This is a genomic window from Robertmurraya sp. GLU-23, assembly GCF_052983275.1.
This window is the reverse complement of sequence record NZ_JBRKCV010000006.1, coordinates 38905-52498: the sequence shown is the minus strand read 5'-3', so window position 1 is coordinate 52498 and position 13594 is coordinate 38905. Positions and strand designations below refer to the sequence as shown.

The window sequence follows — 13594 nt, the reverse complement described above, 5'->3', positions numbered from 1 at the left end:
TTTTATACTTTTTGTAAGAAGAAGGTAGGGTCACCTGCTAGCTTGGTTAGCATTCCATTTTCCATTAATCCAAGCCTCTCTAGCCATCCTTTAAATGCTGGAGCTGGTTCTAAGCGTAAAATGCTTCGCAATGTCGCGATATCGTGATAGCTTAGAGACTGGTAATTGAGCATGCAATCATCAGCCATCGGAACACCAATGACAAAGTTCACACCGGCCGTTCCTAATAAGGTGCTTAATGTATCCATATCATTTTGGTCTGCATTCATATGGTTCGTATAGCAAACGTCTACCCCCATTGGAAGGCCGTGCATTTTCCCCATAAAATGATCCTCTAATCCTGCCCGTACCACCTGTTTGCTGTCATATAAATACTCGGGACCAATGAACCCAACGACTGTATTCACAATAAAAGGACTGAACTTCCTTGCTAGGCCGTAGCACCTTGCTTCTAATGTCACCTGGTCTATATCAAAGTGAGCATCAGACGAAAGTTCCGAGCCTTGGCCAGTTTCAAAATACCAGCGGTTTGGCCCCGTTGCTGTTCCTTTTTCATGAATCATGGCTGTTGCCTCTTCTAGCATGGAGAGGGATATTCCAAAGGACTCATTTCCTGCTTTAGTACCTGCCAGACTTTGAAAAATCAAATCTGCCGGAGCACCTTTTTCAATCGCTCGCATTTGACTGGTAACATGGGATAGAACACAGTTTTGAGTCGGAATCTGAAATTGATCAATTACTTTCTTTGTTTCATGTAATAATGCAGAGATATTTTCCGTTGTATCAATAACCGGATTAATTCCAATCACCGCATCACCAATCCCAAAGCTTAAAGCCTCATATAAGGATGCTGTCATCCCCTTTAAGTGATCGGATGGATGATTCGGCTGTGCTCTTGAAGCAAGAACCCCTGGTTGGCCAATTTTTGTTTGACAATGTGTAATAATCTTTATTTTTGATGCGGCTTGGATCAAATCAAGATTAGACATGATTTTGGCTACTGCAGCAATCATTTCACTAGTTAACCCGCTGCCCAATGTGAGCAAATCCTTGCCCGTCTGCTCGTCACTCAAAATATATTCTCGTAAATCAGCTACGGTCCAATTCTTAACCAGCTGATAAACCTCTTCATTCACATTGTTTTCAATGAGCTGTGAGACATCATCTGTGTCAGGATCTAATAAAGGGGTATTCCGAATATCAGAAAGGAGAATATCAGCTAGTACGAGCTTGGCAGCCATTCTTTCCTTCATATTTTCAGCACTAATCGCGGCTAGATCATCCCCTGACCGGCTCTCATTAGCTTTTGCCATGATTTCTTTTAAGCTATGAAACTCATAGGTGAGCCCATATAAGGTTGTTTTTCTATACATGCTAGATTCCTCCTCGTTATCCAAAAGCTAGAGTTTTCACTGATAGAGAGATTGCTTCCCCCGCTGTGCGTAAGCCTAAGTCAATATAATCTCCGTGTAGAAAATCTACCTGATCAATACAAATAATTTGTATCGCCTCATGACTCATCTTCTTTAAAGCTTGACCGAGTGCCTTTCCTATATCTCTTTCACAAATGACAACAAGACAAGTAGCATTTGGAAAATGGCGTTTGAAGAGTTGATAGATTGTATTTGTCATAGATTTCATCGTTTGGTAAGAGCAATACTCCCTTCCTAACAAACCTAGAGCAAATGGGGGATCCTGCACTTCGTATAGCTTTTTCGCTTGTGTCATGACTTCTTCTAGCTGATTAGCAAAAACGATCGTTTCGAAGTGTACCGTATCGACCATAATCCGTTCGATCGGAAGATTTTTTATCGGTAACAGATTCTCATGAACAAAGATCGTCGCTCCACTTAATTCCGTATTTTGCATGCCTGCTCCAATGACGGTTGCTCTTGTCGTCTCCTTCGCCTCAGTTATCTTTAATCTTGACACCTTACTCTCCTTACATAGTGTGGAAGCAAGTAACGGACCGATATCACCAAACGTTGTCACCTCACTCATCTGAACGGGCTCTTTCTCAGCCATCATATGTCCAACCCCACCGGAAAAAATCACCTCATTTATTGACGGAAGCGGTTGATCCATTGGTTCAAGCAGCAATAAATCTGCATGATATTTTGGCTCACCAGATAAAAAGGAAATCATGCTTTGATTCATACGTGTACAGATTTCTTTCAGCTCTTTAAATGTAATGCCTCTATCTGTTTGAGTGGAAAAGAGGTTCGCTTCAAGCCAAGGCCTTAAGTATTCTGAAATGTACTCGACTTCCTCTCGGTCATTGATTCGGATTAGTCTTCCGCCTAGATGAAAGGTGAAGGTTTGAAGTGTTCGACCCGCTTCAAACAGAACAACATTGGCCGTTCCTCCCCCAATATCGACATTGGCAACAATTCCTTCGATTTCTTCTGAACGATCCTTTGCACCAGAACCCTTTCCAGCTAAAATGCCTTCAAGGTCTGCTCCTGCTGTGGCAACGACAAAATCCCCCGCTCGGTCAGCTAAATAATTTATAATTTTTTCCGCATTTTCTTTTCTTGCAGTTTCACCTGTAATAATGACGGCCCCCGCTTTAACATCCTTAAAATGAATACCAGATTGCTCATATTCCTTTGAAAGAATGGCCGCTAAGCTAGGCATATCAATATCTTGATTGGATGTTAAGGGTGTTGTGTAGATGGAACTTTCATACACAACGGTACGGTCAATAATTTGAGAGGTTGGCAAATGAAAAGGACTACCGTGTTCCGCAATTGATAGATGACTTACAATAAATTTTGTGGTGCTGGTTCCAATATCCAGTCCGATACTTGTGATCCAATTTCCCAACTTCTCCACCTCCCTAAAAATAAAAAGCGCCTTAAATCAATTCCCCACCTCTTAAAAGATAGTTGAATTAATTCAAAGCGCCGTTGCTTTGGATGTTTATTTACTTTTCTCTAGCATGCTCTCAGCTAATTTAGCTAATGGAATATGTTTTTCCATGCTCTCTTTTTGCATATGGCGATAGGCCTGCTCCTCGGTACATTCCAGTTGTGTCATTAAAATACCTTTTGCTTTTTCAATCAGTTTTCGATCCTTCATTTGTTGCTCTAATTCCCTAATCTTGGTATGTAAGCGAAGACTTTGTTCTCGCTGATACAGAGCGATTTCAACAGCTGGGATAAGGTCTTTTTCTGTGATTGGTTTGACGATATAAGCATTGATGCCAACCTCTTTCGCCTGTTCAATTAGCTCATCATGACTAAAGGCGGTGAGAAAAAGAATGGAGGAACTTGAAAATCCCTTGATAATAGACGAGGCCTTGATTCCATCCATCTTCGGCATTTTCACATCCATGATTATGAGGTCTGGTTCCAAAGCATATGCTTTCTCTACCGCCTCTTCCCCATTTTTCGCTTCTCCAACCACCATGTACCCTTTGCCTTGGAGAATCTCTTTAATATCAATTCTTGTGATGGGCTCATCATCAACTACAAGTATTTTTGATTGAATCATTCTATCACCCTATCTATGATCGGAAACATAATCGATACCTTTGTCCCACGAGCTGAAGGAAAGAAAGATACCACTCCCTCTAACTCCTCTTCAACTAGCATTCTTACCAACTGTAATCCCAAGGAGGATGAAGGTTGATCACTGGATTGATCTGGCATCCCCGATCCATCATCAGATACAATGAGATAGACCATCTGCTTTCTACTATTAATGGTAATCTCTATTCTCCCATTTACTCGAGTATGAAAAGCATGTTTTAACCCATTCTGGATCAATTCATTTACAACAAGTGCAAGGGAGGTAGCTTTATCTGATGGTAAAAATAATGATTCTCCTTGAACAGAAACTTGTATATCCTGTCCTGGAATAGATGATGAAGAGACTAGTAGTGTCGCAATTTGCCCCATTACAAATTTGACATCTACTTCTTCTAATCCATCCTTTGCTAGATAATTGTGAACAAGTGCCATGCTTGCAATTCTTGAAAGACTATCTTCAAAAACTTCCCTAACCTCTTGTGACGAAGATCTTCTCATTTGTAGTCGTAGTAAACTCGAGATAACCTGTAAGTTATTTTTTACACGGTGGTGAATTTCTTGGACGACAAGAGATTGCACCAACCTTTCTTTTTCTTGACTATTTGTTGTTTCCATTAAAGACTTTACTTTTTGTTCATTTCGAATGATTTCTGAGATGTCCCGCTCTTTTATTAAAACAGCTATCGTCATTCCATCACTATCAGTAATTGGGACAATATCCTGCTGCATGACGATGTTTTCCTGAGATATGCCCCTTGAACCAATTACCGGTTTCCCATTTATTAAACTAAATAGGACTCCTGGTTCCGCTTCCTCTACTGCTATCTTTCCAACCACACTTTTCTTATATAATGAAGTTGCCGTGTTCGGATTGGCTTCAGCCACCACAATGGCTTCGTTCCCGCCTGGTAATAAACAGTCGATGAATACATCTGCTTGAGAAATATCAGCTATTACTTGAAGATTAGAAGACATGTTTTTAATTATCTCATGATGTTCATACGTTAGATTTGTTATCTGATCTAAGTTGAGATTCATTACCATGTCAGTTGTAACCCTCTCTTTATATGATCGTTTTCTATAAAAACAACAATACCACCCTTTCCTCACACGACCAACAATTCTGTAAGAAAATCTAACAGATATTATTCTGATAAGTTTCATTTTTCTTACAAAATAAAACAGAAACCTTACAAGAAGGTCTCTGTTTTTAGTAAACTTATCTTCCATTGATTTCAAAAACCCTTACATTACCAGATACTTCGTTCGCCACGAGCATTAATGGCTTCCCAGTTGGGCTATCCTTTGCTTCTACCAAACACAGTCCTTCTGGTGCAAGATCACCACTTGAAGATACGTCTGTACCTGAGAAATCTCTTAAGTTCACATAGTCATGAAACTTTACATTTTCCACATTTGTGACGTCATACATCATGATACCGCCAGTTCTTTCTAATCCGATAAAGGCGAATGTTTTGCCATTTACTTTCATCACTTTTATATCTTCTGGCTCTGGCCCTTTTTTCCCACTGCGAGAATCTAGTTCAGTTTTATTATTGGACGAATTAAAGGCTTCAGGATAAAGCTCCCCTGTTATTTTTTCAAAGTCACTTCCACTATCATAGACTTGCTCCATTGTATCTGCATCCCAAATTGAGAAGGAACGGCTACCATAAATATACGTTTTATCAGCCTCAAGTCCGTCTCTTTCGGTATTCAATAGGGTATCAATTTTATAAGAGGTGCCTGGGAATGTATAAGACCCTGTATCCTCATACTCACCCCATTCTCTGCCATCACCTTCGTTAGCCGTAAAAATATACTGTTTTCCACCTATTTTTTGCGAGGCTATTCCATCGGGCATGTAGGTACCATAAAGGTTTTGAGTCGTGAGATTTACTTGACCATCCTTTAATGCATCAAGTGCATTTTCCTCTATTATATGATCCTTAAATCCAAGCCCTTTGACACTTACAATCTCTTGAGTTTTTAAGTCAATCGTCGCTACTGAATTGGCCTCTTGTAGAGATACGTACGCGTAATGACTGTTATCTGAAACAGATAGATACTCAGGCTCTAAATCAACAGAAGGTGCCGTATTAGGCTTCAATAACACCCCATTTTCCACAAGTGCTGTTCTTGCCTCTTTGGAGTCGAACTTGTCAAAACCAATCGTTTGAGCCGTTGCTTTATCTACACCCTTTTTTATCTCAATAATGGTAATGGAACCTTTTGGATCAGTTGCTTCTGCTTCAGCATATCCTTCCCTTGGCTCACCTTCATTGGCAGACAGTAAGTATTTATAGTCATGAGAAAAAGTAACCATATCCGGCTGTACGCCCGCCTCGAAATGTTTTATGTACTTTCCTTCATAATTCAATATCACAATACTTCCATGATCCTTATAAGTTGCGCCCTGGACTGCAATGGCAATGATTTTTTCGTTGGTATTGATATCAATACTTGTAATATCACCGCTCGCAAATCCATGTGCCTGTCCCATAGCAGTAATATCAAGGCGAGTATCGATCTTGAACTCTGTTGTTTTGTTCGATTTGACATTAGCTATGCTAACGATATCTACTGATTGTGCTGCACCGTTTACGAGATACATTTTTTGATTGTCTTTATTGTATTTTACGATTTCTGCAATCCCACCATCTTTGTTGCTCATTCCGGTCTGATAGTTTCCGATATAGCTCAGTTTACCGTTGACACTTTCTGCTTGAAGAATTTGTGCCTCGTTTTTTGCCAGCACAGGTGTACCACTAAACTGTAGCGTTCCTGCTAATACTCCACCTGCCATTGCCAGTCCAAGAATTGCTTTTGACTTTAACATTTTCTTACCTCCCAAATATAGGATTTGTTTCGGTTGAATCACTTATGTAGGACAATTCCACTCATTATTGTCGCAAATAGGGGAACCGACAAAAACAGCGGGGAGGTAAATGTTTGGTTAATGTTCTGTAAATGTTCAAATCTCTTAATTGTAGAATTTGAAATTTTTTATAAAATGGGATTAGAAATAAAGAAGGGAAGTGGATTATGTTTCTGAAATGTCGTACCGAATCGGATGAGTTGCTAACTTTACGATCATTAAACACACGTATGGAGTTAACAGAGAAGGAAAAGTTTCATTATTTAAATCTTGAAAAGGGATTTGCGGGCGAGGTGAAGTTTGACCAACTGATAGAAAATCTCCAAGAAGAAAAGTATATTTTAAATGACCTATTGTTTGAAGTGAATAACTCCTATTTTTAAATTGAGTCTGTTATTATTACCCAGGCAGTTATTTACCTTTTGGACATAAAAAATTTCCAAGGAGATTGTTACCTAGAATCGGACAAGCTTTATTCAGTAACTACTAAACGAGAATATAAAAATCCTGTAGATCAGTTAAAAAGGAGTTCTTCTCTCTTCCGCCAATTGCTTCAAATCCACAAACTAAACTACCTTGTTGAATCATCTGTGATCTTTATTAACCCTGAGTTCACCTTATATCAAGCTCCAATGGATCAGCCACTTATTTTACCCACTCAAATAAAACCACTCTTGTCTCAGTCACTCCACCCCCTCCCATGAATACCTTATTATGAAAGGAGTACGATCAATGTGAACAACTATATTGGCATTATTATCCCCAAATCAACCTATGACAGCATGCCTGATTTAAGGGGGAATGTTTTAAGTATGTTTTCGATTTGGGAGAAGACTGCCCGAAAGCATGGTTTGACTCTCTGTTATATTCGTTTTTTTGACATTCAGCCAAATAAAAAGACGGTGATGGCTTTTGTAAAAGAAGACACGAACTATCGCCTAAAACAAATTCCTTCTCCCAGTGTGATTTACTCAAGAGTTCTAGATCATCTTCCTGCTTACCGAGCGCATATACAATCTCTCACCCAAAGCGGGATGTCTGTATTCAATATTCCTAATTACGATGTGGAAAAATACACTGTTCACAAGATTCTTAACAAAGATTCGTATATTCGAAAGCATTTGCCAGATACAGAGTTATTTACAATTAACAACTTAAATAAGCTTGCGGCTAGGTATGACCAACTTATTTTAAAAAAGAGTTATGGTGAATTTGGGGAAGGGACCATGAAGCTTGAAAGACTTCCTGATGGATGGGTACTTTCCTATAAAACAAAGGGAGATAAAGAGCTAAAAAAAATCACATTTCAGAAAACATTGCCTGCCATTTTACAAAAGCGTATCCACGAGCATACGTATTTGATTCAGAAGCTGATTCCTCTCGCTACCTTTCACGGAAGACCATTTGATATGAGGGTAGCGGTTCAACGAAATTTAAAAGGGAATTTTCAAGTATCTGGAATTATGTGTAAGGTAGCTCAAGACAACGATTTTCTGACGAATGGTGCTCAGGGTGGAACGACTTATCCTTTACAAAGTATTGCCCACGTCACACATCCAAACATTCCTTATCAAACGCTTGTTAAAACGATCACTGATTTTTCCCTTTATGTAGCTAATTATCTTGCACAGCACTTCCCACATTTAGCTGATCTCGGATTCGATCTAGGTATTACGAGAGATGGTACCCCTTATTTTATCGAGTGTAATTTTATTTCCGACTATGTTAGTGGCTTGTTCAAGGAGGGGAAGTTAATTAACCCAGAATGGGAATCAGTTTTTAGCACGCCTATAGATTATGCGAAGTTTTTAATTACCCAAAAAAAGAGTCTGATAGAGTAAACTCTCTAATCAGACTCTTTTCCATTTATAATTAATTGGCTTAGTGTGTTTTTGAAGGATCTTCGCATCGAGGTTTTCAACAAGATAGATGTGTTTTTGTCGACTATACGATTCAGCAGCTCCATCAAAGTTGTGTGACTAGTTAAATGGTGAATATTCGTTCTGTTCATCCCTAATTCAAGTGCTTTTTGACAGGTTGGAATAGCTTCCTTTCCAATTGCTATTAAGATATCAACCTTGTTCTTTACAACCAGTTCTCCCACCTTTTGATGCTCGGGTACCGAATATTCCCCTAGTTCTTCTATTTCTCCGATAATTGCAATGGTTTTCCTTCCTTGTGCTGTTTCCTTAAGCACTTCTAGAGCTGCCTCGATCGATGTAAGATTTGTATTCCATGTATCATCTATAATTAGGCTCCCCTTGATTCCTTTGTGGAACTGAAGATGACTTTTTACATGTGAAAAGGTTTGTAATCTAGTCAGGGTCTCAGGAATGCTCTTACCGACTAATGAACATGCGATAATTGCGGCCAACGCATTGTACACATTATGCTTCCCGAACCCCGGGACAAAGGCTGAATACTCCCCTTCCTTACAAACTAGTACAAAATCCATTCCATTTTTTTTAAGATTATAAGTCACGGAATGGGCATAATAATCAGCTGTTTTCTCCATTCCGTAATAAATGACTTTTCCTTTAAAAGATTCCAAATTAAGCTTTCTACAGTACGGATTATCATGGTTTAGTATTAACGTCCCCTTTGGTCCTATCGCTTGAATCATCTTAATTTTTTCTTTTACATATGAATCTTGATTTTTAAATCCTTCAATATGATCGGTGCCAATGGTTGTGATAATTCCAATTTGCGGCCGGAAATATCGGGCTGAATACAGCAGCTGATTAGGACCTGAAACCCCCATTTCAAATACGGCACGGTCCGTGGTATCATCTATTTCCAATAAATAATCCAAGTTTCTTCTTAAACCATTATGACTTAAATATGTGCTTACCACCTTTTGCTTTTCTGATAAAATCCATGAGATCATCTCTTTTGTAGTCGTCTTCCCAGAGGTCCCTGTTACCCCAATTACCGGGAGGGTAAAAAGCTTTCTATAAAAGGTTATAAACTGATAGTACGCCTTTTTTACATCTGGTACATAGACAATCGTTGTGTCACTACTAACATGTTGCAACAATCTAGGTGTGGAAGTAACGACCGTAATGGAGGAAACCTTTGTTGGTAAGGGCAACGTTTTTCCCTTTTTTATTATAAAAACCAAAGAATGATCGGTTATGACATGTTCCCCGTACTTTGCAGCATTTTTTATGACTTGCGATCCATTTCCGTGAATCACCTTTCCCCCCAAAACAGGAAGTAGTTGGTTTAAATGAAGATGTTTCATGATGTCACCCACTCTCTTTTGTGGCTTTGATTTATTCTATTGAAAAGGTCCATTCATGGTAAGGGCATTTAACCATTTTCCAGTCCTTTGTGCAAAACACATTCCTACATTCTTGTGTGAACATATACTACAAGAAGAAACGGGGCCTAATCACTTGAAAATGGAGGTGAAAATAATGCATCAAATTAAACCATGCAATCAAACAAAACAGACCATCACATTTTCTTCTCATTCAATCTTGACTCCTGAACAGGAAAACGGAAGCTTAACATTCGGTGTTAAGGCAGTCGAGGTGAAAATAGAGGTTTCAGACTCTGTTGAAGGAAATGTGATTCTATTATCAGAAGATATTATCCAAAAACTTCAAATCCCATTAACCTGCTCATATGACATCCTACTAAATGACAATCTCATACGGATTGGTCCCTTTATAGGCATTCTTACAGAACTGACAGATAAAAAAGTCGAACAAATGCTTTTTACCTATAAGAGCTTTGTGAAAAGATATCAGCAGATAGGTGGAGCCATCCTTGTATTTTCTCTCGAAAGTATTCATATTGAGAAGCAGACCATTTCCGGTTTCTTATATCAACCCGAACACAAGTCATGGAAATACGGAACGTTTCCTTTTCCAGCAACCATTATGACCATTCTCGAGGCTAGCTTAACCTCAAAATATAAAAACTTTCATGATAAAATAAAGCATTTGACATCCATATTAGGTCCTAAAGTATTTAACTTTCCACACTTTTCAAAATGGGAGATGCACAAGCTGCTCCTTCCCAAGTTTGATCATGTATTACCTCAAACGACTCTTTATCAAGAACCTAACGACATCAGTCATATGCTTCAGCTTTATAAAAGTATTTATATCAAACCTATTAATGGGAGATTAGGTAAGCGTATTTTCAAGGTGGTTCAAACAGCCTCCAACATTGCTGTTTCTTTTTATATCAACCGTAGTAAACAAGTAAAAGTCTTTTCTACCCAGCAAGATATGATGAGCTTTTTCCAAGCTAATCTTCTTCCTTATATGTATGTAGTACAACAGACCATTCCTTTAATGACATATGATGATCGAATGATCGACTTTCGTGTGATGATGATAAAAAATGAATGGGGGATATGGGATAACCTTGGAGTATATTCTAGATACGGTGCGAAGGGGCAATTGGTAAGCAATATTACGGCAGGCGGGCAAACAGAAATGGCTTCTGCTACCCTTAAAAACGTATGGAAACTAGATTCAGAGGAGATAGAGACCGTACTCTTTAAGATTGATACATTAGTAAGAGAAATTTTGGCTCTTTTCGAACAACAAGGATATCACCTGGCAAACATCGGCTTTGATATCGGAATGAATGAAAATGGAAAACTCTATGTAATAGAAATTAATCATCAAAATCCAGATCCATATATCGCACTAAAGGCCAATAACAGGAATGCCTTTTACTTAGCTCGTTATAAAAACATGATGTATGCCAAATATTTAGAGGGATTTTAAAGAATGCTACTCACATCTGGGTAGCATTTTTTATTGTTAAATAGACTTTTACTTACGGGATAACTTGCTAGTTTAATAAAATTCCCAAAATAATCTTTTGTAAAGCGCTTGCATTTTTTTAAAACCTAGAGTTATAATACTTGTATACAAGTATACTTGATTAACAGGAAGGTGTAGATATGACTGATTTTTTATATCCATCAAAATGGCTCTCAAAGGCTTCTGCTGGCGATCGTGTGACATGTGAGCTTAGAATGCGAATTATTTCTGGTTTAATTGAAAGCGGTGCCATTATTTCTGAAAATAAACTAGCTGCAGATTTTGCTGTGAGTCGTTCACCTGTTCGTGAAGCGTTAAAAGTACTTGCATCAGAAAACATCATTCGACTAGAACGAATGGGTGCTGTTGTTATTGGATTAACCGAGAAAGAAATCGAAGAAATATATGATGTTCGTCTACTGATTGAAACATTTGTGTTTGAACGATTAGTAAAAATGGACGTAACTGAATTGGTAAAAGAGCTTAGTAAGATCCTTGAAATGATGAAAGTTGCGATTAAGTATCAAGATGCAGATGAGTTCTCTTATCAGGATCTCCTATTCCATGAAACCATTATTCGCTCCATCAATCATTCGTACATGCTCATGATATGGAACAATTTAAGACCCGTCATGGAAAGCCTCATTCTTTTATCAATGAGAGCTCGTTTTCAAGAAAAATACGAAGACTTTGAGCGAATTATTAAAAATCACGAATTATATATAGAAGCCATTCAATCGAAGGAAAGAGCCCTTATGGTTCAATCATTACATCAAAATTTTGATGATGTTCAAGGAAAAGTAGATGATCTCTGGATGTCACAACAAATGCTTTCTAAAGGAGTAGAGAAGGAAAATGACTAGCTATATGTTAGGTGTGGATATAGGAACAACCAGTACGAAATCCGTTCTTTTTACTGAGAAAGGTGAAGTGATTCAAACAGAGAATATTGGCTACCCTCTCTACACTCCCAATATTTCAACAGCTGAACAAGATCCGGAAGAAATTTTCCAAGCAGTTTTGAAAGCCATTTCAAACATCACAAAGAAAAACGCACAAAAAAATATAGCCTTTGTTTCCTTCAGCAGTGCGATGCATAGCGTGATTGCTATCGATGCAAATGATCAGCCACTTACAGCATGTATCACTTGGGCTGACAATCGAAGTGAAGCTTGGACACATAAAATTAAAACGGAACTGAATGGTCATGAGGTGTATAAACGTACCGGAACACCTCTTCACCCGATGTCACCATTAAGTAAAATGGCTTGGATCACGAATGACCGCCCAGAAATTGCTACAAAAGCAAAGAAATACATCGGGATAAAAGAATATGTTTTCAAAAAGTTATTTAACCAGTATGTGGTCGACTATTCCCTTGCATCTGCCATGGGCATGATGAATCTTCAAACCTTGGATTGGGATGAGGAAGCGTTATCGATTGCAGGAGTTACAAGAGATCAATTGTCACATTTGGTCCCAACCACACAAGTGTTCACAGACCTTCATCCAGATTTTGCAGCGCAAATGGGACTTGATGCCAAAACTCCTTTTGTCATTGGTGCAAGTGATGGCGTCCTTTCAAATCTTGGAGTGAATGCCATTCGCAAAGGTGAAATCGCTGTCACAATTGGTACAAGTGGAGCGATTCGAACCATTATTGAGAAGCCACAAACCGATGAAAAAGGACGAATTTTCTGCTACGCACTAACTGAAAATCACTGGGTTATTGGTGGGCCAGTAAATAATGGTGGAATGATTCTTCGCTGGATTCGAGATGAATTTGCTTCCTCAGAAATTGAAACAGCAAAAAGACTTGGAATTGATCCGTACGAGGTATTAACGAAGATTGCCGAACGCGTCAGACCAGGTGCTGATGGTTTGCTTTTCCATCCTTACCTAGCTGGTGAGCGAGCTCCACTTTGGAATCCAGATGTTCGTGGTTCATTCTTTGGATTAACACTCTCACACAAAAAGGAGCATATGATTCGTGCTGCACTAGAGGGCGTGATTTACAACTTATACACGGTTTTTCTAGCTTTAATGGAATGCATGGAGGGTCCTGTTACTCGTATTCAAGCAACGGGAGGCTTTGCCAGATCAAATGTATGGCGTCAAATGATGTCTGATATTTTTGAATCTGAATTAGTCGTTCCAGAAAGCTATGAAAGTTCTTGTCTAGGAGCCTGTATTTTAGGCTTACTTGCAACTGGAAAAATTGATTCGTTTGAGATTGCTTCTGAGATGATCGGCAGTACCTACAAACACACACCAAATGAAGAGGCGGTCAACGAATACAGACAACTATTGCCGATTTTCATTAACTTATCAAGAGTGCTAGAAAATGAATATAAACAAATTGCCACATATCAAAGAAATTTAATAGAAAAATAAAC

12 protein-coding genes are annotated in these 13594 nt (G+C 38.7%); 6 read left to right on the top strand and 6 right to left on the bottom strand.

The annotated features are described in order from the left end of the window. Positions 1-2: 2 nt before the first annotated feature. The 5 genes from ACVBAX_RS11820 to ACVBAX_RS11800 form a co-directional block, all read right to left on the bottom strand. On the bottom strand, positions 3-1373 hold the full coding sequence (locus tag ACVBAX_RS11820; protein ID WP_447117206.1) for an ethanolamine ammonia-lyase subunit EutB: 1371 nt from the start codon (positions 1371-1373) through the stop codon (positions 3-5). 16 nt (positions 1374-1389) lie between these two features. Beyond that, positions 1390-2826 (bottom strand): ethanolamine ammonia-lyase reactivating factor EutA, encoded by a 1437-nt coding sequence (locus ACVBAX_RS11815; protein WP_447117205.1) that lies wholly within the window; start codon positions 2824-2826, stop codon positions 1390-1392. A gap of 96 nt (positions 2827-2922) precedes the next feature. Beyond that, positions 2923-3495: an ANTAR domain-containing response regulator gene (locus tag ACVBAX_RS11810; protein ID WP_447117204.1), complete on the bottom strand. Its 573-nt coding sequence runs from the start codon at positions 3493-3495 to the stop codon at positions 2923-2925. Next, on the bottom strand, positions 3492-4577 hold the full coding sequence (locus ACVBAX_RS11805; protein WP_447117203.1) for a sensor histidine kinase: 1086 nt from the start codon (positions 4575-4577) through the stop codon (positions 3492-3494). The genes ACVBAX_RS11810 and ACVBAX_RS11805 overlap by 4 nt, the downstream gene beginning before the upstream one ends. 175 nt (positions 4578-4752) lie before the next feature. Continuing rightward, complete coding sequence (locus ACVBAX_RS11800) at positions 4753-6372, bottom strand: choice-of-anchor I family protein (RefSeq protein ID WP_447117202.1); 1620 nt, start codon at positions 6370-6372, stop codon at positions 4753-4755. A gap of 206 nt (positions 6373-6578) precedes the next feature. Here ACVBAX_RS11800 and ACVBAX_RS11795 point away from each other — a divergent pair, with 206 nt between their 5' ends. Genes ACVBAX_RS11795 through ACVBAX_RS11785 form a run of 3 tightly spaced genes read left to right on the top strand, consistent with a single transcriptional unit; the run spans position 6579 to position 8252 of the window. Continuing rightward, a complete protein-coding gene (locus ACVBAX_RS11795; protein ID WP_447117201.1) occupies positions 6579-6794 on the top strand; it encodes a hypothetical protein in 216 nt (71 codons plus the stop codon). Further along, the gene (locus ACVBAX_RS11790; RefSeq protein ID WP_447117358.1) at positions 6795-7115 is read left to right on the top strand and encodes a nuclease-related domain-containing protein; all 321 of its coding nucleotides are present in this window, start codon (positions 6795-6797) and stop codon (positions 7113-7115) included. Positions 7116-7145: 30 nt separating this feature from the next. Further along, entirely contained in the window at positions 7146-8252 is a 1107-nt protein-coding gene (locus tag ACVBAX_RS11785; protein WP_447117200.1) for a YheC/YheD family endospore coat-associated protein, read from the top strand. Between the two features lie 5 nt (positions 8253-8257). On the opposite strand, the gene ACVBAX_RS11780 is transcribed toward ACVBAX_RS11785, so the two are convergent. After that, the gene (locus ACVBAX_RS11780; protein WP_447117199.1) at positions 8258-9655 is read right to left on the bottom strand and encodes a UDP-N-acetylmuramoyl-tripeptide--D-alanyl-D-alanine ligase; all 1398 of its coding nucleotides are present in this window, start codon (positions 9653-9655) and stop codon (positions 8258-8260) included. A gap of 175 nt (positions 9656-9830) precedes the next feature. On the opposite strand from ACVBAX_RS11780, the gene ACVBAX_RS11775 reads away from it, so the two are divergent. The 3 genes from ACVBAX_RS11775 (at position 9831) to gntK (ending at position 13592) form a co-directional block, all read left to right on the top strand. Beyond that, a complete protein-coding gene (locus ACVBAX_RS11775) occupies positions 9831-11159 on the top strand; it encodes a YheC/YheD family endospore coat-associated protein (protein ID WP_447117198.1) in 1329 nt (442 codons plus the stop codon). Positions 11160-11338: 179 nt separating this feature from the next. Beyond that, the gene (locus ACVBAX_RS11770; protein WP_447117197.1) at positions 11339-12061 is read left to right on the top strand and encodes a GntR family transcriptional regulator; all 723 of its coding nucleotides are present in this window, start codon (positions 11339-11341) and stop codon (positions 12059-12061) included. After that, complete coding sequence (gene gntK / locus ACVBAX_RS11765; protein ID WP_447117196.1) at positions 12054-13592, top strand: gluconokinase; 1539 nt, start codon at positions 12054-12056, stop codon at positions 13590-13592. The genes ACVBAX_RS11770 and gntK overlap by 8 nt, the downstream gene beginning before the upstream one ends. Positions 13593-13594: the final 2 nt, after the last annotated feature.

Bases quoted from the DNA above. Each gene is read 5' to 3' on its own strand.
- ACVBAX_RS11820 (WP_447117206.1), bottom strand. From the start codon at position 1,373: ATGTATAGAAAAACAACCTTATATGGGCTCACCTATGAGTTTCATAGC.
- ACVBAX_RS11810 (WP_447117204.1), bottom strand. From the start codon at position 3,495: ATGATTCAATCAAAAATACTTGTAGTTGATGATGAGCCCATCACAAGA.
- ACVBAX_RS11805 (WP_447117203.1), bottom strand. From the start codon at position 4,577: ATGGTAATGAATCTCAACTTAGATCAGATAACAAATCTAACGTATGAA.
- ACVBAX_RS11800 (WP_447117202.1), bottom strand. From the start codon at position 6,372: ATGTTAAAGTCAAAAGCAATTCTTGGACTGGCAATGGCAGGTGGAGTA.
- ACVBAX_RS11795 (WP_447117201.1), top strand. From the start codon at position 6,579: ATGTTTCTGAAATGTCGTACCGAATCGGATGAGTTGCTAACTTTACGA.
- ACVBAX_RS11780 (WP_447117199.1), bottom strand. From the start codon at position 9,655: ATGAAACATCTTCATTTAAACCAACTACTTCCTGTTTTGGGGGGAAAG.
- ACVBAX_RS11775 (WP_447117198.1), top strand. From the start codon at position 9,831: ATGCATCAAATTAAACCATGCAATCAAACAAAACAGACCATCACATTT.
- ACVBAX_RS11770 (WP_447117197.1), top strand. From the start codon at position 11,339: ATGACTGATTTTTTATATCCATCAAAATGGCTCTCAAAGGCTTCTGCT.
- gntK (WP_447117196.1), top strand. From the start codon at position 12,054: ATGACTAGCTATATGTTAGGTGTGGATATAGGAACAACCAGTACGAAA.